Source organism: Actinomadura litoris (assembly GCF_009733595.1).
GTDB classification, from domain to species: Bacteria; Actinomycetota; Actinomycetes; order Streptosporangiales; family Streptosporangiaceae; genus Spirillospora; species Spirillospora litoris.
The window spans coordinates 222,230-245,924 of the sequence record NZ_WOFH01000014.1 but is presented as its reverse complement, the minus strand read 5'-3'; the positions used below and the strand labels follow the sequence as shown (position 1 = coordinate 245,924).

Annotated in this window: 34 protein-coding genes; 28 read left to right on the top strand and 6 right to left on the bottom strand. The window is 70.2% G+C overall.

What is annotated here, in order from left to right:
- The first annotated feature begins 1,896 nt into the window (after window positions 1–1,896).
- On the top strand, window positions 1,897–2,574 hold the full coding sequence (locus tag GNZ18_RS33670) for a hypothetical protein (protein ID WP_156220678.1): 678 nt from the start codon (window positions 1,897–1,899) through the stop codon (window positions 2,572–2,574).
- Between the two features lie 423 nt (window positions 2,575–2,997).
- Here GNZ18_RS33670 and GNZ18_RS33665 read toward each other — a convergent pair whose 3' ends face one another.
- A complete protein-coding gene (locus GNZ18_RS33665) occupies window positions 2,998–3,231 on the bottom strand; it encodes a hypothetical protein (RefSeq protein ID WP_156220677.1) in 234 nt (77 codons plus the stop codon).
- 207 nt (window positions 3,232–3,438) lie between these two features.
- On the opposite strand from GNZ18_RS33665, the gene GNZ18_RS33660 reads away from it, so the two are divergent.
- On the top strand, window positions 3,439–4,236 hold the full coding sequence (locus tag GNZ18_RS33660; RefSeq protein ID WP_156220676.1) for a VOC family protein: 798 nt from the start codon (window positions 3,439–3,441) through the stop codon (window positions 4,234–4,236).
- 1,282 nt (window positions 4,237–5,518) lie between these two features.
- Window positions 5,519–5,923 carry a hypothetical protein gene (locus GNZ18_RS33655; RefSeq protein WP_156220675.1) on the top strand — a complete coding sequence of 135 codons (405 nt, stop codon included), beginning with the start codon at window positions 5,519–5,521 and terminating at the stop codon, window positions 5,921–5,923.
- Between the two features lie 130 nt (window positions 5,924–6,053).
- Here GNZ18_RS33655 and GNZ18_RS33650 read toward each other — a convergent pair whose 3' ends face one another.
- From GNZ18_RS33650 to GNZ18_RS33635, 4 genes are all read right to left on the bottom strand, one after another.
- The gene (locus GNZ18_RS33650; RefSeq protein ID WP_156220674.1) at window positions 6,054–7,283 is read right to left on the bottom strand and encodes an acyl-CoA dehydrogenase family protein; all 1,230 of its coding nucleotides are present in this window, start codon (window positions 7,281–7,283) and stop codon (window positions 6,054–6,056) included.
- A gap of 143 nt (window positions 7,284–7,426) precedes the next feature.
- On the bottom strand, window positions 7,427–8,827 hold the full coding sequence (locus tag GNZ18_RS33645) for a site-specific integrase (protein ID WP_156220673.1): 1,401 nt from the start codon (window positions 8,825–8,827) through the stop codon (window positions 7,427–7,429).
- Window positions 8,828–8,856: 29 nt separating this feature from the next.
- Complete coding sequence (locus GNZ18_RS33640; protein ID WP_156220672.1) at window positions 8,857–9,300, bottom strand: hypothetical protein; 444 nt, start codon at window positions 9,298–9,300, stop codon at window positions 8,857–8,859.
- 220 nt (window positions 9,301–9,520) lie between these two features.
- Window positions 9,521–10,033, bottom strand: a complete 513-nt coding sequence (locus GNZ18_RS33635; RefSeq protein WP_156220671.1) for a hypothetical protein — start codon at window positions 10,031–10,033, stop codon at window positions 9,521–9,523.
- 171 nt (window positions 10,034–10,204) lie between these two features.
- On the opposite strand from GNZ18_RS33635, the gene GNZ18_RS33630 reads away from it, so the two are divergent.
- From GNZ18_RS33630 to GNZ18_RS33520, 24 genes are all read left to right on the top strand, one after another.
- Entirely contained in the window at window positions 10,205–10,450 is a 246-nt protein-coding gene (locus GNZ18_RS33630) for a helix-turn-helix domain-containing protein (protein ID WP_156220670.1), read from the top strand.
- On the top strand, window positions 10,450–10,647 hold the full coding sequence (locus GNZ18_RS33625; RefSeq protein WP_173390960.1) for a helix-turn-helix domain-containing protein: 198 nt from the start codon (window positions 10,450–10,452) through the stop codon (window positions 10,645–10,647). Before GNZ18_RS33630 ends, GNZ18_RS33625 begins: the two co-directional genes overlap by 1 nt.
- 86 nt (window positions 10,648–10,733) lie before the next feature.
- Window positions 10,734–11,363: a hypothetical protein gene (locus tag GNZ18_RS33620; RefSeq protein ID WP_156220668.1), complete on the top strand. Its 630-nt coding sequence runs from the start codon at window positions 10,734–10,736 to the stop codon at window positions 11,361–11,363.
- Complete coding sequence (locus GNZ18_RS33615; protein ID WP_156220667.1) at window positions 11,360–11,959, top strand: DUF6197 family protein; 600 nt, start codon at window positions 11,360–11,362, stop codon at window positions 11,957–11,959. The genes GNZ18_RS33620 and GNZ18_RS33615 overlap by 4 nt, the downstream gene beginning before the upstream one ends.
- Window positions 11,956–12,270 (top strand): hypothetical protein, encoded by a 315-nt coding sequence (locus GNZ18_RS33610; RefSeq protein WP_156220666.1) that lies wholly within the window; start codon window positions 11,956–11,958, stop codon window positions 12,268–12,270. The genes GNZ18_RS33615 and GNZ18_RS33610 overlap by 4 nt, the downstream gene beginning before the upstream one ends.
- The gene (locus tag GNZ18_RS33605) at window positions 12,270–12,485 is read left to right on the top strand and encodes a hypothetical protein (protein WP_156220665.1); all 216 of its coding nucleotides are present in this window, start codon (window positions 12,270–12,272) and stop codon (window positions 12,483–12,485) included. The genes GNZ18_RS33610 and GNZ18_RS33605 overlap by 1 nt, the downstream gene beginning before the upstream one ends.
- Window positions 12,473–13,036 carry a hypothetical protein gene (locus GNZ18_RS40980; RefSeq protein WP_173390959.1) on the top strand — a complete coding sequence of 188 codons (564 nt, stop codon included), beginning with the start codon at window positions 12,473–12,475 and terminating at the stop codon, window positions 13,034–13,036. The genes GNZ18_RS33605 and GNZ18_RS40980 overlap by 13 nt, the downstream gene beginning before the upstream one ends.
- Window positions 13,033–13,908, top strand: coding sequence for a PD-(D/E)XK nuclease-like domain-containing protein (locus GNZ18_RS33600; protein WP_173390958.1), 876 nt, complete (start codon window positions 13,033–13,035; stop codon window positions 13,906–13,908). Before GNZ18_RS40980 ends, GNZ18_RS33600 begins: the two co-directional genes overlap by 4 nt.
- A complete protein-coding gene (locus GNZ18_RS33595) occupies window positions 13,905–14,336 on the top strand; it encodes an HNH endonuclease signature motif containing protein (protein ID WP_156220663.1) in 432 nt (143 codons plus the stop codon). Before GNZ18_RS33600 ends, GNZ18_RS33595 begins: the two co-directional genes overlap by 4 nt.
- Window positions 14,333–15,292 carry a hypothetical protein gene (locus GNZ18_RS33590; protein WP_156220662.1) on the top strand — a complete coding sequence of 320 codons (960 nt, stop codon included), beginning with the start codon at window positions 14,333–14,335 and terminating at the stop codon, window positions 15,290–15,292. Before GNZ18_RS33595 ends, GNZ18_RS33590 begins: the two co-directional genes overlap by 4 nt.
- On the top strand, window positions 15,289–15,552 hold the full coding sequence (locus tag GNZ18_RS33585; RefSeq protein WP_156220661.1) for a hypothetical protein: 264 nt from the start codon (window positions 15,289–15,291) through the stop codon (window positions 15,550–15,552). Before GNZ18_RS33590 ends, GNZ18_RS33585 begins: the two co-directional genes overlap by 4 nt.
- A 370-nt stretch (window positions 15,553–15,922) precedes the next feature.
- Complete coding sequence (locus tag GNZ18_RS33580) at window positions 15,923–16,279, top strand: hypothetical protein (protein WP_156220660.1); 357 nt, start codon at window positions 15,923–15,925, stop codon at window positions 16,277–16,279.
- The gene (locus tag GNZ18_RS33575) at window positions 16,276–17,058 is read left to right on the top strand and encodes a hypothetical protein (RefSeq protein WP_156220659.1); all 783 of its coding nucleotides are present in this window, start codon (window positions 16,276–16,278) and stop codon (window positions 17,056–17,058) included. Before GNZ18_RS33580 ends, GNZ18_RS33575 begins: the two co-directional genes overlap by 4 nt.
- A gap of 86 nt (window positions 17,059–17,144) precedes the next feature.
- Window positions 17,145–17,351 carry a hypothetical protein gene (locus GNZ18_RS33570; RefSeq protein WP_156220658.1) on the top strand — a complete coding sequence of 69 codons (207 nt, stop codon included), beginning with the start codon at window positions 17,145–17,147 and terminating at the stop codon, window positions 17,349–17,351.
- On the top strand, window positions 17,348–17,572 hold the full coding sequence (locus GNZ18_RS33565) for a hypothetical protein (RefSeq protein WP_156220657.1): 225 nt from the start codon (window positions 17,348–17,350) through the stop codon (window positions 17,570–17,572). Before GNZ18_RS33570 ends, GNZ18_RS33565 begins: the two co-directional genes overlap by 4 nt.
- Before the next feature lie 241 nt (window positions 17,573–17,813).
- Window positions 17,814–18,065 carry a hypothetical protein gene (locus tag GNZ18_RS33560; RefSeq protein WP_156220656.1) on the top strand — a complete coding sequence of 84 codons (252 nt, stop codon included), beginning with the start codon at window positions 17,814–17,816 and terminating at the stop codon, window positions 18,063–18,065.
- Window positions 18,062–18,439 (top strand): hypothetical protein, encoded by a 378-nt coding sequence (locus GNZ18_RS33555; RefSeq protein ID WP_156220655.1) that lies wholly within the window; start codon window positions 18,062–18,064, stop codon window positions 18,437–18,439. The genes GNZ18_RS33560 and GNZ18_RS33555 overlap by 4 nt, the downstream gene beginning before the upstream one ends.
- A 1-nt stretch (window position 18,440) precedes the next feature.
- Window positions 18,441–19,367 carry a hypothetical protein gene (locus GNZ18_RS33550; protein ID WP_156220654.1) on the top strand — a complete coding sequence of 309 codons (927 nt, stop codon included), beginning with the start codon at window positions 18,441–18,443 and terminating at the stop codon, window positions 19,365–19,367.
- Window positions 19,364–20,011, top strand: a complete 648-nt coding sequence (locus GNZ18_RS33545) for a WhiB family transcriptional regulator (protein WP_156220653.1) — start codon at window positions 19,364–19,366, stop codon at window positions 20,009–20,011. Before GNZ18_RS33550 ends, GNZ18_RS33545 begins: the two co-directional genes overlap by 4 nt.
- Window positions 20,008–20,316, top strand: coding sequence for a hypothetical protein (locus GNZ18_RS33540; protein WP_156220652.1), 309 nt, complete (start codon window positions 20,008–20,010; stop codon window positions 20,314–20,316). The genes GNZ18_RS33545 and GNZ18_RS33540 overlap by 4 nt, the downstream gene beginning before the upstream one ends.
- Window positions 20,313–20,579, top strand: a complete 267-nt coding sequence (locus GNZ18_RS33535) for a hypothetical protein (protein ID WP_156220651.1) — start codon at window positions 20,313–20,315, stop codon at window positions 20,577–20,579. Before GNZ18_RS33540 ends, GNZ18_RS33535 begins: the two co-directional genes overlap by 4 nt.
- Window positions 20,576–20,827 carry a hypothetical protein gene (locus GNZ18_RS33530; protein WP_156220650.1) on the top strand — a complete coding sequence of 84 codons (252 nt, stop codon included), beginning with the start codon at window positions 20,576–20,578 and terminating at the stop codon, window positions 20,825–20,827. Before GNZ18_RS33535 ends, GNZ18_RS33530 begins: the two co-directional genes overlap by 4 nt.
- Window positions 20,824–21,840, top strand: a complete 1,017-nt coding sequence (locus tag GNZ18_RS33525) for a phage Gp37/Gp68 family protein (protein WP_156220649.1) — start codon at window positions 20,824–20,826, stop codon at window positions 21,838–21,840. The genes GNZ18_RS33530 and GNZ18_RS33525 overlap by 4 nt, the downstream gene beginning before the upstream one ends.
- A gap of 66 nt (window positions 21,841–21,906) precedes the next feature.
- Window positions 21,907–22,068 carry a hypothetical protein gene (locus GNZ18_RS33520; RefSeq protein WP_156220648.1) on the top strand — a complete coding sequence of 54 codons (162 nt, stop codon included), beginning with the start codon at window positions 21,907–21,909 and terminating at the stop codon, window positions 22,066–22,068.
- Window positions 22,069–22,127: 59 nt separating this feature from the next.
- On the opposite strand, the gene GNZ18_RS33515 is transcribed toward GNZ18_RS33520, so the two are convergent.
- Window positions 22,128–22,379: a hypothetical protein gene (locus GNZ18_RS33515; RefSeq protein WP_156220647.1), complete on the bottom strand. Its 252-nt coding sequence runs from the start codon at window positions 22,377–22,379 to the stop codon at window positions 22,128–22,130.
- Between the two features lie 148 nt (window positions 22,380–22,527).
- Between GNZ18_RS33515 and GNZ18_RS33510 the strand changes: the two genes are divergently transcribed.
- Entirely contained in the window at window positions 22,528–23,694 is a 1,167-nt protein-coding gene (locus GNZ18_RS33510; protein WP_156220646.1) for a hypothetical protein, read from the top strand.
- The last annotated feature ends 1 nt before the right edge of the window (window position 23,695 follow it).

Below are 23,695 nucleotides of genomic sequence, written 5' to 3'. Positions count from 1 at the left end.
GCCCCCGAGAACTTGATAACTGACATCCACGCTGACATCCTCGCCGCTATCGCCACATTTCAATTCTCCTCCCACCCGCGTGACGGCAGCGAAACCATCTCAATCAAGGGGTGTATTCGAATGAAAGGCGATGGTGCGGCAGCAACGGTCGGGCTGCAGCGGCGTCCACCAACGAGAATGTCGGCATGAGTCCGCCTGGCAGAAGATCTCGCTTGGCCGTGGAGTCGGTTTTTGCCCGCAGCACGGCACGGCTCCCGCCGCGAGCCCCATCAAGTGACGCCTACGGCCGGGTTGTTCGCAAGAAGGGCAACGAGCGGCCGGGCGAACCCGATGCGGGGAAGGTGCCTGCTGTGCCCACCGCTGACCCGGCGAGGGCGAACCACGTATGGGCCGCTCGACACACGCAGCAGGTAGGCACACCGCCACCAGCCAGCCACCGTCTCCCGCGCCCGCCACACCAAGAACAGGCCCGCTCCCTTCAGCATCGGTGACCCGCATGGGCAGAACATGACCGCGCGGCGCCCCCGGTCACCGAACCCGCTGAACCGCTGGGGGCGCGGTGTCCGACGATGATGCCCAGGATCTCAAGACGATCAAGTCGACCAAGCCCTACCAGCGCTGCCAGGACGCCGTGTGGGGCGCCGCCGCCGCGAAGTTGTCGACCACCGAGCTGGCGATGGCGCTGTGCTACGCCAACCACGCCCACACCCCGCCCTATGACCGGGCGTGGCTGACCGACCGGCGGCTCATGCACCAGTGCAAGATCCGCTCCGCCGGAACCGTGGGACGCATCCGCGAAGCGCTTGTGGCCAAGGGCTGGCTGACCCCGCTCCACCCCGACAGCGGCTCCCCGCTGTCCCCACACGAAGCCAAAGCATTCCAACACAAACGCAAGACCCTCCCCTACCAGCTGACCCACCCAGCAGCCCCGGCCACCGCACCCACCGTGAAACCCGCCGTGGAAACTGCGCCGACCATCGGAGCAGACACCGCCGCAGCAGACACCGCGACGGCTGCTTCGATGAACGGAGCAGCTCCCTCCTCTGGTCCACCCACCGACGCAGACGGCCGCGACCATCGCAGTCCACCCCCGCAAAACGCCGCTCCGCCCCCCAACGGCACCGACCACTCAGGCCACCAGAACCATGACTGGCCGCGCTCACCACCGGCCTCATCACCGCCTACGGCGCCACGCCCACCGAAGTACGCGCGATCCTTGCCGACGCCGCCCGCGACGGCATCCGCAACCTCGCCGCGTGGATCAACAGCGACGCCGGACGCCAGAACTTCCCCCGGCGCCTCACCCGACACCGTCAACACGCCACCCGCCCCACCTCGGCGACGCAGGCCGCACAACTGCGGGCCGCGATCGACGCCTGCCCCTGGTGCGACCACCACGGCCACCTCGACCACGGCGACCACGTCCGCAAATGCGACCACACCAGACCGCCGCCACCTGCCGTCCGCAACGACAGCAACGATCATCGCGCCCCTACCTATGTCCTCGCCGAACTCCGCAAGGACTGGCGCAGGCGACCGCCCAGCCCATGACTCCATCGCGACAATGGCGGCCGCATCGGCCAGATCCTCCGACCGCTTCCCCGTCACCGACGCGATGTGCGCCCGGCTCTCGCCTATCGCCGATGAGTACCTCCCCTTCCTGGACCGCTACGCCCTCACCCGCCCCGACCTCGAGGCGGGGCCGCGTCCCCTTCACGCCCTCACCACCGAGGCGAAACCCACCAGCCGAACACCGGCCAGGCCCGCGAACTGAGAAGATCGCCTCATGATGGCCACCTGCACACCAACGCAGGCGGACAGCGCCGGGCGCGAAGGGCCGCCACCGGCCGGGCCGACGACGGGCCGGACGATGACGGGGAGATGGCGGGAGGAGGCGTGGACGAGGTGGCCACCCCGCAGGAGCTAATCACGGGTACCGATTGGGGCCGGCTGAAGGTGTTCTTCAGCCCCGGCGCGGAGTCCGGTGATGTCCGGCCGGTCAATGAACTGCTGACCGTCCTAGCGCACGGGGTGCCTGCCCAGCAGGCGCGCGCGGCGCATGAGCTGGGTGAGGCGATCAACCACCAGTGCTCGGTCACCGAGGCGACCGCCCCGGCGATCCTGGTGGTGGCGGCCCTGCTCCGCCATCCGGCCACCGCAGGCGTGAAACTGCCCGCCGAGTTCTACCGCAGCCCGCCGCCGCTGGCGTTGCGGGCCGAACTGCTGGAGCTGATCGGCAGCGTGACCGTCGACGTCGGCCACGCCGCCGAGGAGAGCGCCCGCCGCTTCGGCTTCCCGCCCTCGCCCGCCGAACTCGCCGTCCGCGCGACCCGCCCGGCGCTGTTCGCGGTCGTGCGGGACCTGTTGGATGATCCCGATCCCGACATCCGGCACGCCGCCGCCCGCGCCATCACGCCACTGCTGGAAGATCCCGAACTCGCCCCGCACAGTCCCGCGCTGCTCCCCCGGGCCGAGGCAATCGCTGCTGACCTGTCCCGCCACCGGCCACGAGGCTGGCCCCGCCTCATCATCCCGGCCGCCTCTGCCTCCTTCAGCGAACCACCGCCCTGGTGAATCCACCACAGGCGACCGAGCACGCGAACCAGACTCAAACGATCAATGCATCAGCATTGTCGATCTTGTGATGATGGAGGGTCGCGTCTCGTGGCCGACCGGCCGCCTGCGTACGTTGTGAGGGACTCGATACCCGGGTCGCGCCGCCGGACGCGCCGGTCCCGCTCCATGACGGCGACCCGTATCGACGTCATCTCGCGCCCCCTGAAGGCGCCTTCCCTAGGGACGCTTCCAGGCCAAAGCACCGGCCATTGCTTGGATCGCCGCGTCCGGGGCCGTCTCATTCAGTACGTCGCCAGCACGAGTGCTGAGCCAACAGCAGGTTGCGGCCTCCGTTGAGTCTCCTGGGCTGACTCTAATCGCTAACGTCCGGTTGCCCGCCCGGCCGTGAGATACCGGTTGAGATGCCGTAGCGGCAGATCGTCACCGGTCCGCAAGGTCGGGCTTTCCGGGCGGGATCAGGGTCGAATCGGCGTCCCAGTCTGCTTCCGCCGGCGGTTCACCCGGTGGTGTGGGGCTGGGCGGCTGCTCCGGGCTCTGGAGGTAGTACGGCACGGTCAGGCCGTCGAACGGGTCGACAGTGTCCTGGCCGGAGTCACACGCTGCGAGCAGGAAGGTCACTGCGATCGCGGCGGCCGGCGCGGCGTGTTCCAACATGAGCCTTCCCTTTTCGATACAGGAGAACCGCCGATAGTAGGGAGGCCCGTGTCAGCGAAGCAGTCCGTTGAAATCGTCTCGCCGCCCAGGGACGCTGCCCGAACATCTCAGAAAACCTCGACGGAATTGAACGGACAGTCTCGCTGACAGACCGACCCCTATGGTGTGACCGCTCATCGACAGTGAATCGGCAGGAAGGGTTCCGCTGTGTCACAGCATCTGAAAGGCATCGCCTACATCGAGATATATGTCGCCGAGGGGCCCTCCGCCGTCGACCATTTCGTCGATGGACTGAAGTTCCAGCAGATCGCGACCGCCCACGGGTGGCGGAGGCACTCGGTCCTGGTACGCAGCCGGGACGTGCAGGTCGTCCTCACCCCCCCGACCCACGCCAGCGGCGCGGTGGCCGACTACCTGGCCGTGCACGGCGACGGGGTGGCCGACGTCGCCCTATACGCCGACGACCTTCCCGCCCTGCTGGCCCGGGCTCGCCGATCGGGGCTGAGGATCCACCTGACCACCACCTACGCCGCGATGACCAAGGACGTGCGGATCGCGCGGATCACCGGCGCAGGATCGGTACAGCACACGCTCGTCCCGCCCGCGCCCGACCTCCTGGACGACCAGCCACCGGGATTCCTGTGGGACACCCACCCGGCGGCGTCGGACGAGCCGGCTCTGCCGCCCGAGCCGTCCCGCCCCCACAGCGTCGACCACCTGGCGTGGTGCCTGCCCACCGGCACCCTGGAGGGGGTGGTCGCCCAGTACCGCGAGACCTTCGGCATGAGAATCATCGCCAACGACCGGTTCGCCTTCGGCGGCAGCGTGATCAACAGCCACGTGCTGCAGGACAGGCCGGCGTCACGCACGTCATGGCCGAGACCGACGCCGGAGCCGGACCTGGGACCGGGGTGCAGCGTGAGCCCGACGGCCAGATCGAGGAGTTCCTGCACCTGCATCGTTCAGCCGGCGTGCAGCACGTGGCGTTCTCGACTACCGACCTGATCAACGCGGTGCGGCTGCACGCCGCCGGCGGCGTGCAGTTCATGGCTCCGCCCGACAGCTACTACGACCTGCTGCCCCGCCACGTCCTGCGCGACCCGCTCGTCCGCGACCAACTCGCCGGGCTACGCCGGATAGCGGACCAAGTTCCGCGAGGCCGAGGCCCGGCTCGCCGAACTGGAGACCGCCCGGTAGAGCGAAGCCGAGAAGGCGCTGAACGCGGCCTGCGCCGAGGCCATCCGCGAGACGACCGCCACGTTCAACGCCAAGCTCGTCGCCGCCGAGGTGCGGGGGCGCGCCGCCGAGCTGCGCTTCCGCGACCCCGCCGACGCCCCACGCCTGGTGGACGTGGACGGCATCGAGCTCCTACGAACAGCACCTGCGCCTCCGCATCTATCCGGCCTTCGGTGACTTGCCCGTCAACGCGCTCTTCGACCGGGAGGAGATTCAGGCGTGGGAAATCGAGTTACGGCGTCGCTACTCCCGCAACACCACCGACAACGCACGCAATCTACTTTCTACGATCCTCGGTGACGCACGCGACGCTGGGCTTGTCGACGACAACGCTGCCGCCCGCCGCAGGCGCCGCGGCAAGGTGGTCGAGCGGCACGCTCAGGCCGCCCGCAGGGAACCCCAGTGGGCGACACCTCTGGAGGCGCTGCTGCTGGCAGAGCGGTGCGCCGTGCTGTCGGGCCGCGACGACGACTTCGTCATGTGGACCGTGTGCGCCTGGTGTGGGCTCCGGTGGGGCGAACTCATGGGCCTGCAGCGGCACCACGTCGCGGCGGATCGGTTGACCGTCGACGTTCAATTGGCGCCGCCGGACGGCCCCTTCGAGCTCAAGCCTCCCAAGAGGGCTCCTACCGCAACGACCACCCGCATTACTTCGGTGCCGTCGACCTGCCACTGTTCCTGGCCGACCTCCTCACCCGGCACATGGCAGCGCGCCCCCGGCGTCGTGCACCTGCACGGGAGATGGATGCGGCGGCGGCCGGTTCCTGTTCCTCAACGGGCGGGGAGGTCACCACCTGCACCGCTCTTACGCCGACCATCCGTGGGAGCAGGCCACGACCGGCTGGTCTCCCACCCGCAGTCCACGGACCGGGCGGTCCGGCGATGCACCAGGCCGCCCGGTCCTGGTCGACATGGCAGCGGGCTGGCCCGGGACGCCCCTCACTCCGGCGTGGCCCGCGGCGACCAGCCTGGACTGGTCGCCACCGGTGGTGCGAGGTCTCCCTCGCTACGACCAGCCCACCGTCGACGCCCGCGCGGTGGACTGCCCCCGTTGCCGAGCCGTCGCCGGTGCGGCGTGCACCTCACCCAGCGGGGGCACACGCCCCACCGGCCGCGCGTCGCCGCCGCCCGGGCGGCCGGGCACGTCCACGAGTTGGAACTGGCGTCATGGCTGCCGATCAAACAGGGCCTCACTCCGCACAAGCTGCGGCACTCGCACCGGGTGTGGCTGGACGAGATCGGCACCCCCGCCATCCTCACCCACGACCGTCTCGGCCACTCGATGCCGGGTATCGGCGGTACCTACGCGCACGTTTCCCTGCTCATGCGAGACCAACTGCGGACCCGACTCCAGGCGCGGTGGGAGGCGGCCCTGGACGAGCGGCTCGCGATCTGCCCGACGTCGCCGGTGCCGCTGCTGAACAAGCTGCTCGCCGGGCGTCGGGCCACCGCTTAGCCCTGCCTTCAGGTGGTCGTCTCCCATTCCGCTCCCAATCGCGGGAAAGGCCGGGGTTTCGGGGGTGGAGAGGGCGCGTCGCTGTGTGGTGAGCGTTGTTGCGGAGCCGGGTGTTCGTGTTGGTCGGGGGTTATCTGACGGGGAGGCCGGTGAGGGCTCGGCCTATTACCAGGCGTTGGATCTCGCTGGTTCCCTCGAAGATGGTGAAGATCTTCGCGTCGCGGTGCATGCGTTCCACCGGGTAGTCGCGGGTGTAGCCGTTGCCGCCGAGGATCTGGATGGCCTCCTCGGTGACGCGGACGGCCATCTCCGAGGCCATCAGCTTGGCCATCGAGCCCTCGGCGCCCTCGAAGTCGCGGCCGGCGCTCGCCATCCAGGCGGCGCGCCAGACCATCAGGCGGGCCGCGTCCAGGCGGCAGCGCATGTCGGCGAGCTTGAACGCGATCGCCTGGAAGTCGCCGATCCTGCGGCCGAACTGCTCGCGCTCGCGGGCGTAGTCGAGGGCGTACTCGTAGGCGGCGCGGCCGACGCCGAGGGCCATCGCGCCGACGGAGGGGCGCGTGGTCTCGAAGGTCTTCATCGCCGCCTGGCCCTTGGCGCTGCGGCCCTCGCGGACGCGGGCGACGCGCTCGTCGAAGCGTTCCTTGCCGCCGACGACCAGGCGGCTCGGGACGCGCACGTCCTCAAGGATCACCTCGGCGGTGTGGGAGGCGCGGATGCCGTGCTTGCTGAACTTCTGCCCCTGCCGCAGCCCCGGCGTGCCCGGCGGGACGATGAAGCTCGCCTGCCCGCGGCTGCCGAGGTCGGGGTGGACGGAGGCGACGACCACGTGCACGTCGGCGATGCCGCCGTTGGTCACCCAGGTCTTGGTGCCGTTCAGCACCCACTCGTCCTTGGCCTCGTCGAACACCGCGCGGGCCCGGATCGAGCCGACGTCGCTTCCCGCGTCGGGTTCGGAGGCGCAGAAGGCGCCGAGCCTGACCTCGCCGGGGGTGCCGAACATCTGGGGCACCCACTCGCCGACCTGGTCGGGGGTGCCGACGGCGGCGACCGACGCGGCGGCGAGGCCGGTGCCGACGATCGACAGCGCGATCCCGGCGTCGCCCCAGAACAGCTCCTCGAAGGCCACCGGGATGCCGAGACCGCTCGGCTCCAGCCACTGGGCGGCGAAGAAGTCGAGCGAGTAGAGGCCGATCTTGGACGCCTCCTGGATCAGCGGCCAGGGGGTCTCCTCGCGCTCGTCCCACTCGCGTGCCGCCGGGCGGACGACGTCCCGGGCGAACTCGTGGACCCAGTCGCGGACCTGGCGGACGTCCTCGCTCGGCTCCAGCGAGAACGGCGTCGACTCGGCGCTCGTCATGCTATTCGACCCTTCCACCGATAGGCGGGAGCAGCACCTCCGCTGCCCTCAGCAGGACGAACGTATCCAACCTCATCCCCACCCCACTCCCCAACCTCCCGTTTTCAGGCCGATGCGACCAGACTGCGACCACCCGGACGCGATCATGATTCCGAAGCTGGCGCCGACGTCGACGCCCCCGACAGGATCCGCACGACCTGCGCGGCGGCCTCCTTGTGGATGACCTTCCGCACATGCGTATAGAGATTCTGCGTGATGGTCGTCGAGGAGTGGCCGAGCTGATCGGACACGATCTTGATGTCCAGACTCGACTCCAGCGCCAGGGTCGCAGCGGTGTGCCGCCCCTCATGCAAGGTGATCACGGGCAGCCCAGCGAGCGCGGCATGCTGCTGGAATGAAGCCGACACCTGCGACGGGCGCAGTGGGGCGCCGTCCTCCTGACAAAACATCAGATCATGTTCCTGCCAGTTCTGACCTGCGGCGAACCGCTCCCGCCTTCTGGCGCGGCGCAGACCACGGATCAGCTCCACGGTTTCAGCATCAAATGCCACCCAGCGCTCCCCCGCGTCCGACTTGGGAGTGTCCGCGACGATCTCACCCCTGATCTCCAGAATGGTCTGGACGATCTTGGCGCCACCGTCGTCGCTATCTAGATCCTGCCACCGCAACCCGCACACCTCTCCGCGACGCAGGCCACGCAGGAGCACGATGCGGTAAAGCAGGCCCAGGCGGTCCGTTGCCGTGGCCCGGATGAACTGACCGACCTGCTCAGGCCCCCACACTCGACGGGGATCGCGCTTCTCTGGGGGCAGTCTGACCGCCTTGGCCGGGTTCCAGTCGAGCATCCCGGGGCGGAGGACGGCGTCGCTGTAGGCCGAGCTGAGCGTTGCCAGGATCCGGTGCTGGGTTGCGATACCGACGAAGCGTTTTCGTTGCCGGACATCGTCAGGTAGGTCGTACGAGCGCCCTTCCTTGCGGGCAGCGACTATCTCCTCGTTCCACTCGCCGATCCGATCGAACATCCCCACTATGTGCTCCACAGTGAGCTTGTCGCGGGGAAGATCTCCTAGCAGCGGGATCAAGAACTTATCAATGGTGTGCCGGTAGCCGTTTTTGGTCGACCTCTTCAGGTCGAGTCTCCCAGCGAACCATTCGTTCAGCCATTCAGCGACGGTAGTCGAGGGTGCGGCTAGCTCTGCTCCCACACCGAGTCGTCGCCGGATCTCTGTGGGGGTGGGGAGGGCGCCGCCGCGTTTGGTCGCTGTGAAGATCAGGTCGCCGATCCTACGGCGGGACCGGTCGTCGTCGGCCGCGAGCTTGATGAGGTCCCGGATCGTGTCCAGGGCCGCCTCGCCTTTGGTCTTGGTCTGGTATCCGCCGCGTTTCAGCCGGCGGCCTGCCTTGGCGGTGGTGTCGATGTGGACGTCGATCGTCCACGTTCCATGCTTGCGGCCGGCCAGGCCCGGGCACCGGCCGTTGAGGGGCTTGCCGGTGTCCGGGTCCTTGCAGCCGCACCGCTTGTACACGGTGCCTTTGGGGGCCATGAGGGTGTCTCCGCGGGGAGGTGGTCCGCTCAGTTGTGGCGGTGGCCGTTGTGGTGCTCGTACCGGCGGGGGCGGAGTTGGTCTTCGAGGTAGTCCCCGATCAGCTCGATCTGCCGCTCCTGGCTGTCGTGGAGGTGCGCCATCAGCTCTTTGAGGCCGTCGATCTCTCCTCGGAGGGCGGCGTGTTCCTGCTCGGCGAGGCGCTCCATCGCCAGCTGGTGGCGGAGGAGGGTGAGGGCGCCCAGGCGCGTGCCGACGGCGACGACCATGTGGCCTGCCAGGAGGATGCAGCAGACGCCGGCGAGGTAGGCGGCGCGGACGTCTGCGAGCTGTCCACCGGCTGTGAGGGCGATGGCCATGCCGACGGGGCCGAGGATGACCATGGCGATGCCTGCGCCGGTGGCGGCGGAACGCATGCTGGTGGTGGCCTGGTCGGCGTTGAAGGTGATGGTCTCCTGGTCGTGTGAGCACATACGCGCGCTGACCCCTTTCGCTTTCTGAAATTGCGGGGGGGGGGTCCTCGCTGAAGGCATTTTTTGCCTGGCGGGGTCGCTCAGCGTGGAAACTTCCCGGCTTGTTCGGTTGTGATTACACATCCTCCGTTGGACCGGTTCAGATTGCAGCAGGGCGGAGACGTTCCACTGGGTGGAACATTCTCACTATCTGAAACTTTCACCGACTTGCACGCTTGGTTCAGCTCGCCTCACTGTCGCCCCAGGTTTCGAGTAGTCCACGTAGCACGGTGCCGCGCTCTCCCTGGTCGTCGCGCCACAGCCGCCACAGCCGGTCCAAGCGCTCCAGGCGCTCCTGGGGCGTTTCGTGCCCGTCCTTGCGCGAGTCGTCTTCCAGCGTCGCTTCGAGCCGGGCCCGGACGCTCGGGTCGCTCTTCCGTTCATGGAAGAGGCGGTCGAGGCGGTCGAGGGAGTCCTCCGCTGCCGGTCCGGCCGGCGTGGGATCGCCGCCCTGCAGGATCGCGTCGATGCTGCCGCGCTCCCATTGCAGGGCGTCTTCTATGCCGTCTTTCGTGGTGTCTCGCATGGGGCGCCCGTGCAGGCGGATGTTGCGGAGGGTCTCGCGGTGGAGACCGGCTTTGACGGCGACCTCGTCCCAGCTGAACCGCTCCCCCCGCTGCCTTCCCAGGTCGCGGCGGCGCTCGTCCATGTGCTCGGCGAGCCGGACCCGGGCGGGGTCGGGTCTGGTTTCCATATCCGCCAAGTCTCTATGACAAAAAAGGCCACGTCTAGCACCTCCGTGACACGTTTGGGCGCACGAAGAGCCACTTACCCGGCATCAGTCTGGCCGTTTTAGGCCACGCTCCGCCACTTTTCGCCACTCAGGGTCTGGACGAGATGCCGAACGTGGCCTAACGTGGCATACATGCAGTCAGCGAAGCTCAACGGAGACCGCCTACGGGCCCTGCGCGAGGACAACGAGCTCACCACCACCGAACTAGCGGCGCTCGTTTCGGTCCAAATGGGGCGCCGGGTCCACCAGTCGACCATCACCAAGTACGAGATGGGCCGCCGGCAGCCGAGCCCGAAGATGTTCGGCTCGATCTGCCGGGTCCTTCGATGCGAGAAGGACACCTTGCTGATGCGCGAGTCGGAGCAGGAGACGGTGTGATGCCCGCCGTCCCGGACCCGCGTGAGCGCCCCACCATCTCCGTGCCCGAGGCGGGCGAGTTCTTCGGCTTGAAGCCCGCGGCCTCTTACAAGGCGGCCGAGCGTGGCGAGATCCCCACCATCCGCGTCGGCCGCGCACTCAAGGTCCCTACGGCCAAGTTCCTGGACAAGCTCGGCCTTCTCGGCCTGAACCCCTGAACGAAGCGGGGCCCCGTCAGCCGTCGCAGGGCTGACAGAGCCCCTAGCCCCGCACATCGGAAACCCTGAAAGGAGAGCGCGGAGCCATGCAACAGATTACCGATCCCCGCCGGGAGGTGGAGGTCCTCGCCTACCAGGTGCGGTCCCACCCCGGCCTGTCGGCCGCCGCCGACCTCACGGACATCGCGCCCGGCCTGTCCGACGCCGCCAGGACCGCCGCGTTCGGCGACCTGATCGACGGCATCGGCCTGCGGGACGCCGCGAAGCTGGCGTGCGAGGCCGGACCGGAGCACGTCGCCGCCGTGCTCACCGACCTCGTCGACCCCCGCCTCGCGGCCCGGGTGACGGGCGTGGACTACCCGGCACTCCTGGCCACCGCGAGGACCCGCACGGCGATCATCGCCGCCGATTACGCGGGGAAGGCGGGCGACTGGGACGGCGAGGCGTGGGACCGCCTCGACCGTCTCGACGAGAACGTCGACGGCGCGCTCGGTGAGCTCGCGGACGTCCAGTCGGGGAACGCGACCGCAGCGGACTACCCGGACGCGGACCCGGACCGGCTGGCGGAGCTAGTGCAGGAGAAGGTGACCGCGGCCCTCGCATGCCTCGCGTTCGACGTGCAGCACCGCCTGGACGCGCTGCTGACCGATTTCACGGTCGCGGCGTGGCGGTTCGCGGATGCGGCGCGGATGCGCCTGACGGGCGGTGCCCGGTGAGCGACACGCAGCTGACCGCCCCGCAGATCCTCACCAAGGCCGCCGACATCCTCACCGTCCAGGGCTGGACCCAGAACGGCGACTACGACCACCGGCCCGACCGGACCTCCGAGCGGTGCCCGGTGGATCTGGCGGCCGCGCTCGCCCTCGCCGTCGGCGTGGACATGCACTCCTACGCCGCGCACGTCCCCATGGGAGTGCACGCGGCGGCGGTGCGGACGCTGGGCCGGACCGTCCTGGGCGACGTGCTGGGGTCGCCGACCATCGGGCGGCTCTTGGATGAGCTGACCGACTGGCAGGACGAGCCGGGCCGGACGGTCGAGGAGGTCGTGGGTAAGCTCCGCGCCGCCACCGATGACGAGGTCCGTGCGCTGCTGGAGGCGATCCACGACGCGATCGACCTCCCGGGCGCGGCCACGTCGGAGGGTGTCCCCACCCGTGACCGGCTGCTGGACGCCCGCGCGGACGCGGTCGCAGCTGCTCTGGAGGCGCTCCGGGAGCACGGGGACATGGGCGCCTCCGCGGCGCACATCCGGAAGAAGATCGCCGCCCGGCCGGTGACGTACCGCGTGTACGAGGACGGGGGTGCGGTGTGAGGATCCCCAGCGACTGGCGGGCCGAGCGTGCGAGCGGCTGGTTCGAGCTGCACACGCTGAGCCACATCCCGTGCGGTTGGAACACCGGCCGCTGCTTCGACCTCCTCGGCGACGCGTCCGAGGTCCAGGTCATCTTCTTCCGCCACAACTGCGCCGGAGGCAACCCGGACACGTTCGTCGTGCAGTACGTCGAGCCGGGCGTGTGGACGGTCGGCCGCCACGACGGCGGCCAGTGGATTCCGGACAGCGACCACGGCACGGAGGACGAGGCCGACGCGCGCGCCGCCGAGCTGAACGGCGGTGCCCGCTGATGGCGGACCTGACGTTGGACGAGGCGATCTCGATGGTCGCCGAGGGCTACGAGGCCGAGGTGTACGGCTGGGGTCCGGCGGTGGACATCCTCGCGGAGAAGACCGGCTGGCCGCTGGGGCTGGCCGCCGAGGTCCTCGACGCGGAGCTGGCCAAGCGGGAGGCGGCCGACGACTGGCGGCCGCTGCGGGACGAGCAGAGGCGGTGGACGCTTTGACCGCCCCGTTCACCATCACCCCCGGCGCCGAAGATCGCTACGCCGCCAACGTGCAGCAGCGGCAGATCACCTTCCTCAACGGGAACGGCGACATCACCCCCGACCCCACCGAGTTCGCCTGCGCCGCATTCGGGGCAGCGACCGGAACGGGTATGCCGCCGCCCCACTACGTCCCGTTCGTCTCGCCGATCGCCTGGGCGCGGCTCCACCGGCGCCGGTCGGACGGCCGGGCCGGTGGCCCCGTGCGCGCCTACGTCCGGATCATGACCCGGCCGATCGAGCCGCTCATGGACCTGGACGGCTGGTCGGGCTGGGAGTACCGGCAGGACATCGGCCTGTGCGAGCCGAGCGACGACCAGATCGAGCAGACACCGGCGATGTGCACGAGCACCCTCCTGCTGTTCTGCCTGCCCACGGACCGGCTATGGGTTCCGGTCGACGCGCCCGAGCGGCTGACCGCAGCGGACGCGACGGCCGCCGTGCGGCGGGTCGTGGAGCTGCTGAACGAGCGGGTCCAGCCGGTTGTGGAGCGGCTGGAGGGCGACCGGTGAGCGCGCTGACCGAGGCCCCCGCCACCGTCGTCACCAGCGAAGGCGTGTACGACATGCCCGCCGACGTCTACCACGCGGACCCCGTTCCGGCGGGGAGCATCTCCTCCAGCGGCGCCCGCAAGCTCCTGGCGACCTGCCCGGCCCGGTACCGGTACGAGGCCGACAACCCACCCAAGCCGACCAAAGCGATGGAGCTGGGCACGGCCGCGCACAAGCTCGTCCTCGGCATCGGGCCCGAGCTGCACCGCATGTCGTACGACACCTACCGGTCCGGCGCGGCGCAGGCCGAGCGGGACGCCGCCTACGACCGTGGAGCGGTCCCCCTCAAGCCGGACGAGTACGACCAGGTCGAGGAGATGGCCGCCGCGATCCGCGAGCACGAGCTCGCGTCCGTGCTGCTGGGCGGGACCGGGGAGGCGGAGCGGGCGCTGTTCTGGAAGGACGGCCCGACGAAGGTGTGGCGGCGCGCGCTGCTCGACTGGCTGCCCCCCAAGGGCCCGGACGGTCGCCTCTACCTCGCGGATTACAAGACGGCCGACTCGGCGCACCCGGACGCGATCAGCAAGTCCCTGATCAACTTCGGCTATCACATGCAGGGCGCCTGGTACGAGGACGCCGTCCGCGCGCTCGGCCTGTCCGACGCCGTCCCCTACTTCCTGGTGGTCCAGGAGAAGACGGCGCCGTACATCGTGAGCGTCGTCCAGCTCACGCAGATCGCGCTGGACGCCGGTCGGCACGAGAACCGCAAGGCGCTCCGTCTGTTCGCACGGTGCCAGAAGGCCGGCCACTGGCCTCCCTATATCGAGAGCGTGGCGCAGGTCGGGCTGCCCGGGTGGGCCGAGAACCGGTTCCTCCAGGAGGTCACCTCATGAGGAAGGTCAAACCTCTCGACGAGCGGCTCTGGGCCCGCATCGACGCGGATGGCCCGTGCTGGCTCTGGACCGGCGCGAAGCACCGCAACGGCTACGGCGCCATCAACCGGGGGCGTCGCGGCCTCGGAACCGCAGTCGTCCACCGGTTCGTATGGGAACTGCTTGTCGGGCCGGTGCCGGAGGGCATGGACCTGGATCACCTGTGTCGCGTCCGGGAGTGCTGCAACCCCGATCACCTCCAGCCGGTCTCTCGCCCCGACAACGTCGCGCGCGGCGCTTACCGCGCCGGCGCGCCCCGGGCATTCCGCTGCGACCACCCCGAGACCCCCGCGAACACCGTGCGGACAGGGCGCCAGCGGACCTGCCGCACCTGCAAGAACGAAGCCAATAGGCGCTATCGCGCACGCATGAAGGCGAGCAGCACATGACCTACCCCAACGGCACTCCCATCCCGACCGTCCCGGCGCCCGGCCGAATCGGGCAGGGCACAGTCGTCGAGCAGTCCCGTGCGGCCGCCGAGGTCATGGCCGCCGTCGAGGTCGCGCAGCGGTTCCCCCGCGACGTCCAATACGCGCGCAACCAGATGATCGAGTCCTGCAAGCAGCGGCACCTCGCCGAGCGCGCCTTCTACCGGTTCCCCCGGGCGGGCGGTCCCGTGTCCGGCGCGTCCGTGCACCTCGCCCGCGAGCTGGCCCGCTGCTGGGGGCACATCCAGTACGGCATCGTTGAGATGAGGCGGGACGACGAGTTCGGCCAGTCGGAGATGCAGGCGTGGGCGTGGGACGTCCAGACCAACTCGCGGGTCTCCACGACGTTCATCGTCCCGCACCTGCGGGACACCAAGCAGGGGCCGTCCCAGCTCAAGGAGCTCCGCGACGTCTACGAAAATAACGCCAACCAGGGGTCTCGCCGTGTCCGCGAGATGATCTTCGCGATCCTTCCACCGTGGTTCGTGGCCGAGGCGAAGGATCTGTGCAACGCCACGCTGAACGACGGCGGTGGTGTCCCGCTGGCGACGCGGATCGCGAACGCGATCGAGAAGTACGCCGAGATCGGGATCACGCTCGCGCAGCTTGAGGCCAAGGTCGGGGAGCCGAACGGCCGGTGGACGCCGCATGCCGCGGCGCAGCTCGGGGTGATCTACCAGTCGATCCAGCGGGGCGAGGTGCGTAAGGAGGAGGAGTTCCCGCCGCCGGCGGCGACGGCGGAGGAGATCCTCGCGGCGCGCACGACCCCGACCCCCGCCCCTGCTCCGCCCGCGCAGCCCGCCCCGGCCTCCGCGCCGGACACGGCGGCGGCGGACGCCGAGGCCGAGGCGGAGGCGTTCGACGACCCGCTGCACTACTCCGCCGATGAGATCGCGGAGATGGGCGGCCGACGGTGAGCATCCGCGCGAAGGCTCTCCGGTATCTGAGGAACGAGCGGGTCCGCGTGGTCTCCGCCGCGACCCCGGCCGGGGAGCTCCGGCCGCACGAGGTGACCGCGTACGTGCAGGGCCACGCCGAGCGGCACACGGTGCGGTTCGCCGCGGGCGTGTGGTCGTGCACGTGCCTGAACGGCGGTTGCGGCTACGTCGCCTCGGTGCAGCTCGTCACGGGGTGGCAGGGCGCCGCGTCGCTGCTGCCGGATCGGCCACCGGCCTGATGAGCGGCGTCCGTGACATGTGCCAGCGCGCCCGTGACAGGGCGGGCGCGCTGGCGCTCGGCGAATACGTCCCCGGCCCCCCGTACGTATGCGCGAGAGGCCACTCCGCCGTGCGGCTGCGCCAGTCGCAGCACCCGGCGTGGCGAGGGCTGCGCAACCCCCGATGCCGGGCGCTGACCTGGCGTGGGCGGTGCGGGTTGTCGATGTTCCCGTCCTGGGTGCCGGTCGCTCACGAGAACACGCTCGGGCGCGCGTTGCGCGCTACGGCCGCTGCGGTCGCACCGCGCGGCGGTCTTGTTCGGATCCGAACGAAAACGAGCGGCGCCCCCATGCCGGGGGGCGCCGCTGATGACGACCTTGGGAGCCCGTCATGACCATCATCCCCCGCCGGAACCCCCGCCCGCGACACGGGTTCGGTTTCCGGCTCGTGAACATCCTCACCCCCCGAACCCCGCGCACCACCCCGACCAGCCCCAAGCGCGAGGACGCCACCGTCTACGGCAGCGAGGTCGTCCTCCGCGCGCTGCCCGGCCACCCCCAGTTCCAGGGCGTCCTGGACGGCCCGGCCGGGCCGATGGTCCGCCTCCAGGACGGCCCGCTCGTCCTGCGGATCGCGGACCTGCCCGCGCTGGACCTGTGGGTGGCGGAGCTGGAGCGGGCGCGGGTCCACCTGACGCAGCACCGCGGTCGCCTGGCGGCCGCTACCGCAAGGAGCCAGATCGCATGAACGACCGTGACGTGCTGATGAGGGTCATCGGTGAGATGGCCCTGCGGATCAAGTCCCTGGGCCACGAGCAGGCCGACGCGCTGAAGAGCGCCGCCACGCACTACGACCACGGGGACTACACCCGGGAGGCGATCGACCGACACGCCGCGCGTACGGCGGCGGTGATGGCGGAGATCTACCAGGAGCTGTCCGGGCTGGCGTGCGGGACGTGGTTCCCGGAGCCGGATGAGGTGGAGCAGTCCACGGGTCTGGGCCTGCGTGTGGGGCTGATCCGGTGGACGCCGCCGGAGGGCGCGACGGTGCCGCAGTTGCGGCAGTGGCGGATGTTCGTGGACGAGCTCTATCAGGAGACGCTCCGGCAGCGGAACTTCACCGACGATGCGCTCAAGGCGGCGCAGGCGACGCAGCAGACGGGGCGGCTCGCGCCGGAGGATCTGTCGCAGCCGGACCCGTTGACGGCGCCGGTGGAGCAGGAGGAGACCGGCGCGCACCCGGTGGAGATCGTGGGGCGCGGCCTTCCGGTCACGCCGCCGGACGGCACCCCGGTCCCGGAGGAGCGGGAGGGGCCGGCCGGGTATCCGGAGGCGCCTGCGGTCGCTCCGGGCGCGCCGGTCGCCGGGGAGGAGCCGCGCACGCAGCTGCCGAAGCGCGTGAAGGGGCTCGCGCTCCAGGAGGCGTGCGAGGCGGAGCGCCGCACGGAGCAGGGCGCTCACCCGGACCCCGCCGGGGGTGACGCCGCCCCCGGCGGCTTTCAGGACGGCGGTCCCGAGCATGCGTGAGCCGCTCCGGATCGGCCGCCTCCAGTGGTGGCGCGCCGGCCTCGCCCACCAGCCCGGCGCCCACGCCCGACCGCGAGGTGGCGGCCGTGGCTGACTACACGCGCCGCGAACGGCACTTCATCCGCACCGAATACGCACTGCGATCCGGCACGCCTTGGGACGAGGTCAAGAAGGCGTTCGCGGCCATCGAGAACGATCTTGGTGAGGACGCCCGCTGGGCCGACGCCGCCCGTGTCGAGGCCCGCGACGACGAGATCGTCATCTGGCACGAGCGCGAGGTGACGCCCCGATGACGCCGTGGGATCACGTGCGCGAGGCCGAGCGGCTCGTTGGTGAGGCGGAGGCCATCAGCGACACCGCGCAGTCCATGGCCCTGTCGCAGCTCGGTCTGCTGCATGTCGGGCTGGCCAGGGCGAAGGGCGAGCTGGCCGAGTACGACCCGACCGCGGCTTTCGGCCGCGCTTCCGCTCGCGTCAAGAGCATCGGCCGGGTCCACCCCTGGAGGCAGACGTGACGCGCCCGGTGACGGAAATCCCTCGCGATCACCGGGACGACGGATGTCGTGACCAGGTGCTCGCCATCACGGCGGGCGTGACGGTGCTGGTCACCCTGGCCTGGCGGAGATGGCGCCGGTGACGACCGAGCCCGCGCGCCGCCCGTGGTGGCGGCGCCTCATCCCCACACGCACGAACGGCGCCCCGGGTGCGACCGGGGCGCCGAACCGACCGGCTGCCGACCAAGGAGGCAACACGGCCATGACCACAGATACCAAACCAGCACGCGACCTGCGCGGCGGACAAGTGATCGTCCGCCACCCCGACTACCCCACCAAGGTCGTCTGGTGGCGCGTGACCGCCCGCCCCCAGCCCTCGGCGCACGCCCAGGTCATCGTCTACCACTGGGCGGTGGTGGGCGTCGTCAACGGCCGCAAGGTCTGGGGCGCCCGGACGATCCTGCTTGACGCCGACCAGCCCTGCAAGATCGAACCCTCGGGCGGTGCGTCGTGACCGAGTACCGGCCCGGCGAGATCGTCGACATCCTCATCAAGGGCGTCCGCATCGCGGAGCAGGACCAGCACGGCTGCGTCACGATCACCGCCAAGGACTGCTTCGACGGAAAGCACGCGAGCTGGCGCGTGCCGCCGCAGGCCGCCGTGACGCGCGTCGCCTCGGCCGACTGGCCGCCCCGCGCCGGTGACGTGTGGCACGACCGGAACGAAGCCGCATGGTTCGCCTTCACAGCGCTGAACGGCCCCGAGATCCTCATGATCCCCGGCGACTCCAAGAGAGACCCGCTCACAACCCCGCCGCCGCATGTGGTCCTCGACGCCGTCGGCCCCATGACTCTCGTGTACCGCGAGGGGGGCAGCGCCGATGCCTGACATGTCAGATGCGCAGCTCGCCGCATACGAGCGGATCCTCCGCACCCACGGCCTCGGCGAGGAGCAGGTCGGGGCGTGCGCGGACGAACTGGCGCGCGCCGAGGCCCAGTACCGCGACCCGGGGCCGTCGGCCAGCGAGCCAGCTCAGCTCCGCGCCGACCTGGCCGCCGCCTTCTGCCAGAACCTGTTCTGCGGGCCGGAGCAGAACCGCCCCACCGATCCCGGGCAAGGCGTGTACGGCCGGTTCGCCGACGTCGCCATGCGCGTTGTCGCCCCGGCCCTGGACCGGTTCAGCGCCGAGCTGGCCGAGACCCAGCGCGAGCGCGACCGGCTGGAAGCCGAAGGCGTCGAACAGATGGCCGAACGGTTCCTGGAGGAATCCAAGATCCGCGCCATGGACTTCCGCAACGGCATGTCCATGGACCTCACACCCGCCCGTGAGCTCGCCGCGATCTGGGTCGGCGTCGCACGCGGCATGCTCGGCGACGCCCCCAACTACACCGAGACGCTGTTCGAGATCCCCACCGACGACGACCCGAAGGTGTCGATGGAGGTCAAGCTCGCGGGCGAGTTGGAGCGGTACGCGTTCGTCCTCCAGCGGGTCGGCAGCCTCACGCCGCACCAGGCGCGGCTCCAGGCCGAGGCCGACCGGGACCGCGCGCACAACCTGATCCGCGACCTGCTCGACCCGGACGCCTGCCACCTCGACCACCACGGCGGCTGCCAGGCACACGGCTACACGCTGGCCCCGGGCGAGCGCTGCCCTCAGAGCGAGGCCAAGGAGCTGGTGGCCGACCTCGACCAGGAGGCTGCGGCCGGCTCGATCGCCTCGGCCATGGACGAGATCGAAAGCATCGGCGCCTCCTCGACGGAGCCGAAGACCGGCGAACGGCCCACCGAAGGCGACCTCGGACGGGAGGCGAGATGACCCGGCAGCTCAAACCCTGCGGCACCAACGCCGCATGGGTCCGCCACAAACGAAACGGCGAGCCCGTCGACGAAGCCTGCGCCCAGGCCCACCGCGAAGTCGACGCCCACATCAACAAGGCACGAGACCGCGCGATCGTCCGGCTGGCGAAACTCCCCGAACTCGCCGACGACTTCGCCGCCCTCGTCACCAAGCAGGGCAACCACCGGCGCCGCTACCACAAAGCCCGCTGCGCGCTCGCGAAACTCCACCCGCAGCAGTACCGGCGGCTGCTCCAGGACGAGATCGCCCACCTTGACGACGAGGACCAGCCCGCCGGGCCACGCAAGCCCGCGCGCCTTGCGGAACCCACACCCACCGCACGGGCCACGGCCCCCGGGGACTGGGCCACCCGCGGCGCCTGCAAGGGGCGTGGCAGCGTCATGGACCCGCCACCGGACAGCCCGCACCTGGCCGCCACGATCGCGGTCGCCAAGGGCATCTGCCGCGGCTGCCCCGTGACCGAGAAGTGCCGGGGCTGGATCCTCAGCCTGCCCAAAGGAGCCGACCCGGGTGGGGTCCTCGGCGGGATGACCGAGGACGAGCGGACCACGGAACGCCGCGCCGCCGCCTACCGGAGGAGCCGGGCGGGGGCGCGCTCATGAACCGCGTCCTCGCCCTGGCGGCGTCGAGCGCGGCCGCGTTCGTGGCCGGGTCCGTCCTCGCGAGCCTGACGCCGCCCCCGCGCAGCACCCGCACCACGACCGGCCGCCCCGCGGAGGTGCCGCCGATGACCCCGCAGTACGGCTGCGCCGGCCTGTGCGGCGGGGACGGATGCGCGGATTGCAGCGGACTCGCGGACGAGATCACCGCCGCGAAACAGATCACAGACCCGGACGAACGCGAGGCGCGCCTCACCGAATTGGAACAGCAGATCAACGCGCTCCACCCACCCAAGGAGGGCCAATGAGAAACAGCGCCACCACCGCCGCAATCCTCCTCGGACTCTGCCTCACCACCACCGCCGCCCTCCGGCAATGGCACGACTTCGCGATCTTCGCCGGGGCAGGCGCCGAATTCGCCGCGATGGCGATCGTCCTCAGGATCCTCTGCGGCGCACCCGAGGAACAGCACGAGCCCGACGAGCACCAGCGCGACGGCGAGGATCTCGACCTCCACCCGGCCCACGACAGCGTCCCCGTCGGCGCCCGACCCGAGGACGGCCGGCCATGACCAGCGCCCTCCCCACCCTCGTCCTCGTCTCCACGCTCATCGCGGTCGGCGTCCTCACCACCGCCGCGATCCGCGCGCTCGGCGACCAACGACCCGCCGCCACCGGCCCCGCGGTCGGCCACCCCGAGCACATCCAGTACCTCACCAACCCCAACGAGGAGGAGGCGTATTGGGACCTCGTCGACCACCTCCTCGCCGACCCCGAGGAGCCGCGCCTCCCCGACGTGATCGAGAGGTGGATGCGATGACCACCATTGAGTGGACCCAGCGCACCTGGAACCCCACCACGGGATGCGACCGCCTCTCGCCCGGCTGCGACTCCTGCTACGCCCTCACCATGGCCCGCCGCCTCAAGGCCATGGGCAACCTCAAGTACCAGCGCGACGGCGACCCACGCACCTCAGGACCTGGGTTCGGGGTCAGCGCGCACGAGGACGTTCTCGGGCTGCCGCTGCGGTGGCGCAAGCCGACACGGATCTTCGTGAACTCTATGTCCGACCTGTTCCACGACGGCGTGCCGGACGAGTTCGTCGCCCAGGTGTTCGCCGTCATGGCCGCGACACCCCACCACACCTTTCAGCTGTTGACCAAGCGCCACGGCCGCATGCGTTCGCTGCTGTCGCGCGGCTCGCTCGGGACCGAGGGGTTCCCGGACATGGTCGAGGAGGCCATGGCCGAGTTCACCCATGCCAGCCTCGACCATTGGCCGCTTCGGAATGTGTGGTTGGGCGTCTCGGTCGAGGACCAGAAGCGCGCCGACCTCCGCATCCCGGCCCTCCTCCAGACCCCGGCCGCCGTCCGCTTCCTCTCGGCCGAGCCCCTGCTCGGCCCCATCGATCTGCGGCACGCCGTCCGGACGATGGGCAGCGAACGCGGCCACGGCCTCACGGCCTCCTACGCCCACGCGGGCGGGTGCTGCGAGCGCCGTCTCCACGGCATCGACTGGGTCATCACCGGCGGAGAGTCCGGCCCCCGCGCCCGACCCGCCGACCCCAACTGGTTCCGATCACTCCGCGACCAATGCCAAGCCGCCGACGTCGCCTACCTCCACAAGCAGAACGGCGAATGGGCGCCAACAGGCCAGGTCGGGCTCGGCTGCATCGACGACCGTGAGCGCCTCGCCGGGCCGCCGGACGAGCACGGGTTCCGCGAGGTCATCCGCCGCGTCGGGAAGAAGGCCGCGGGCCGCGAGCTGGACGGCCGCACCTGGGACCAATACCCGACACGTCGTGACGACCTGCACAAACACGCCACGTCATGACCGGATGACACAGCAGGACTGGCCGGGCGGACCCCCGAGACGCCCGGCCAGACCACACACGAGGAGGTGAACACGATCGCTAAAAAGCACTTCGCGGTAGACGTCGCCAACCGACCCCATGGGGTGCCGGAGGTCGGCCGGCTGGAGGGGACGCCGCAGAAGAAGGCCCGGTCGGGTGCGCGGCAGGGGCGGGTGCCGCGGCGTAAGCGGAAGAAGAAGCGCGGGTGAGGCGCGCTACGGGGCGGCGGGGGAAGCGGCCGGGGGCGAGCGGGCGCCCGGCCGGGGTGTCATGCCCGCCGGGGGGCCCGGGGCTCGTTCTTGAGCAGGTTGCCGACGTACTCGCGCGTGTAGCGGTGGTGGGACGCGCGGGAGATGGCCGAGGGGCCGGCCTTCTCGTCCTTGCCGAGCGCTGGGTCGCCAGCCTCTCGGATCTTCGCGTGGAGTCGTTCGCGGATGCGGGCGACCTCGGCTTCAGCGGCGATGAGCTGGAAGGCCAGGTCGCCGACCTCGTTCAGCAGCCGGTCCCGGATCTCACCCATGGGGTCCATGTTCGCACACCGCCATCGCAAGTCCATGCAGCGATATTACTGCGCGAACTGAACTTGTGAAGTGAGTTCGCTATGATGGTTCGCGAAGCTAGATCGCTTCGCTGGTCCGTGTAGGGCAACCGCCAGAAAGAGAATCTGAGTGACCTGGTTCAAGGTGGACGATCACCTCCACTCCCACTCAAAGACGTGGGCCGCTTCGCTCACCGCAATGGGGTTGTGGACCGTGGCCGGATCCTGGTCCAGCGACCAGCTAACCGACGGGTTCATCCCCGAGCACATGATCCCGGCGCTGTCTCGCGGCCAGGTCGAGCTGGCAGAGGAACTCGTCAAGGCCGGGTTCTGGGAGCGGGCACAGGGCGGCTATCAGTTCCACGAGTGGGCTGTCGATGCCGACGGGACGGTCCGGAACCCGACCCGGGACGAGGCGATCGCGGGCCGGAAGAAGATGTCGTCCGGTGGTGAGCTGGGGAACCACCGGCGGTGGCATGAGGGGAAGGGGAAGACCGATCCGTCGTGCCGCTACTGCCAGAAGGGTGGCCCCGGGAACGGGGGTCGCGGCGCATCGGGTGCTTCATCGGGTATGCCATCGGGTTCGCATCGGGTTGCTCCAAACCCGATGTCCGATTCGCCTGTGGATAACTCTCAACCCGATGCGAGCGATACCTCGTCTGACCAGCAGGGTTATCGGGTACCCGATCGGGTCGTTCATCGGGTACCCGATTCGCCCCCGAATCCTCCCGTCCCAGTCCCGTCCCAGTCCCGTCCCGTTCCACCTGCCGGTGGTTCCCCTAGTGGAGAAGGTGAAGGAGATCAGTCGGTCTACGCGCGTGCGCGCGTGCGCGAGGCGCTCCGCTGGCTCTCGTCGAACTACGGACTGACTGACCCCGAGGCCGCCGACGCATGGGAAGCAGCGAAGGCGCGGGCGGCCGACCCGATCCGGAACCCGATCCCGTACCTCCAGCGGATGGTCGAGCGCGGGCATCTCGCGGACATCGTCGGGGCGATCCAGACCAGGACTGAGGGACAGGCCGCAGGCGCCGAGCCGGGCGAGGAGTTGCCGCCCCCGGAACTGCGTTTCCTGCCCGGCGGTGCCACGAGCGACTCGGCCGCGACGCAGCCCCCGCTGTTCATTCACGCCGTCCCGGACGAACCCGACGAACCCGACGCGGATGTCGAGTCGGCCGAGGCCGCGCCGCTGTACGACACCACCTCCGGCGAGGACTACCGCGCGGCCGCGCCGCTGCTCGCTGACCTGAAGCGCAAGTGGGCGGCGGAGCGCGCGGTCGCCCCCGACCAGACCGGCTGAC

What these genes read in the sequence shown, in the direction of transcription:
- GNZ18_RS33550 (WP_156220654.1), top strand. Translation starts at nt 18,441, where the DNA reads ATGTCAGATGCGCAGCTCGCCGCATACGAGCGGATCCTCCGCACCCAC.
- GNZ18_RS33620 (WP_156220668.1), top strand. Translation starts at nt 10,734, where the DNA reads ATGCAACAGATTACCGATCCCCGCCGGGAGGTGGAGGTCCTCGCCTAC.
- GNZ18_RS33575 (WP_156220659.1), top strand. Translation starts at nt 16,276, where the DNA reads ATGAACGACCGTGACGTGCTGATGAGGGTCATCGGTGAGATGGCCCTG.
- GNZ18_RS33525 (WP_156220649.1), top strand. Translation starts at nt 20,824, where the DNA reads ATGACCACCATTGAGTGGACCCAGCGCACCTGGAACCCCACCACGGGA.
- GNZ18_RS33640 (WP_156220672.1), bottom strand. Translation starts at nt 9,300, where the DNA reads ATGTGCTCACACGACCAGGAGACCATCACCTTCAACGCCGACCAGGCC.
- GNZ18_RS33595 (WP_156220663.1), top strand. Translation starts at nt 13,905, where the DNA reads ATGAGGAAGGTCAAACCTCTCGACGAGCGGCTCTGGGCCCGCATCGAC.
- GNZ18_RS33530 (WP_156220650.1), top strand. Translation starts at nt 20,576, where the DNA reads ATGACCAGCGCCCTCCCCACCCTCGTCCTCGTCTCCACGCTCATCGCG.
- GNZ18_RS33580 (WP_156220660.1), top strand. Translation starts at nt 15,923, where the DNA reads ATGACCATCATCCCCCGCCGGAACCCCCGCCCGCGACACGGGTTCGGT.
- GNZ18_RS33560 (WP_156220656.1), top strand. Translation starts at nt 17,814, where the DNA reads ATGACCACAGATACCAAACCAGCACGCGACCTGCGCGGCGGACAAGTG.
- GNZ18_RS33565 (WP_156220657.1), top strand. Translation starts at nt 17,348, where the DNA reads ATGACGCCGTGGGATCACGTGCGCGAGGCCGAGCGGCTCGTTGGTGAG.
- GNZ18_RS33540 (WP_156220652.1), top strand. Translation starts at nt 20,008, where the DNA reads ATGAACCGCGTCCTCGCCCTGGCGGCGTCGAGCGCGGCCGCGTTCGTG.
- GNZ18_RS33545 (WP_156220653.1), top strand. Translation starts at nt 19,364, where the DNA reads ATGACCCGGCAGCTCAAACCCTGCGGCACCAACGCCGCATGGGTCCGC.
- GNZ18_RS33635 (WP_156220671.1), bottom strand. Translation starts at nt 10,033, where the DNA reads ATGGAAACCAGACCCGACCCCGCCCGGGTCCGGCTCGCCGAGCACATG.
- GNZ18_RS33590 (WP_156220662.1), top strand. Translation starts at nt 14,333, where the DNA reads ATGACCTACCCCAACGGCACTCCCATCCCGACCGTCCCGGCGCCCGGC.
- GNZ18_RS33605 (WP_156220665.1), top strand. Translation starts at nt 12,270, where the DNA reads ATGGCGGACCTGACGTTGGACGAGGCGATCTCGATGGTCGCCGAGGGC.
- GNZ18_RS33650 (WP_156220674.1), bottom strand. Translation starts at nt 7,283, where the DNA reads ATGACGAGCGCCGAGTCGACGCCGTTCTCGCTGGAGCCGAGCGAGGAC.
- GNZ18_RS33630 (WP_156220670.1), top strand. Translation starts at nt 10,205, where the DNA reads ATGCAGTCAGCGAAGCTCAACGGAGACCGCCTACGGGCCCTGCGCGAG.
- GNZ18_RS33645 (WP_156220673.1), bottom strand. Translation starts at nt 8,827, where the DNA reads ATGGCCCCCAAAGGCACCGTGTACAAGCGGTGCGGCTGCAAGGACCCG.
- GNZ18_RS33625 (WP_173390960.1), top strand. Translation starts at nt 10,450, where the DNA reads ATGCCCGCCGTCCCGGACCCGCGTGAGCGCCCCACCATCTCCGTGCCC.
- GNZ18_RS33665 (WP_156220677.1), bottom strand. Translation starts at nt 3,231, where the DNA reads ATGTTGGAACACGCCGCGCCGGCCGCCGCGATCGCAGTGACCTTCCTG.
- GNZ18_RS33535 (WP_156220651.1), top strand. Translation starts at nt 20,313, where the DNA reads ATGAGAAACAGCGCCACCACCGCCGCAATCCTCCTCGGACTCTGCCTC.
- GNZ18_RS33515 (WP_156220647.1), bottom strand. Translation starts at nt 22,379, where the DNA reads ATGGGTGAGATCCGGGACCGGCTGCTGAACGAGGTCGGCGACCTGGCC.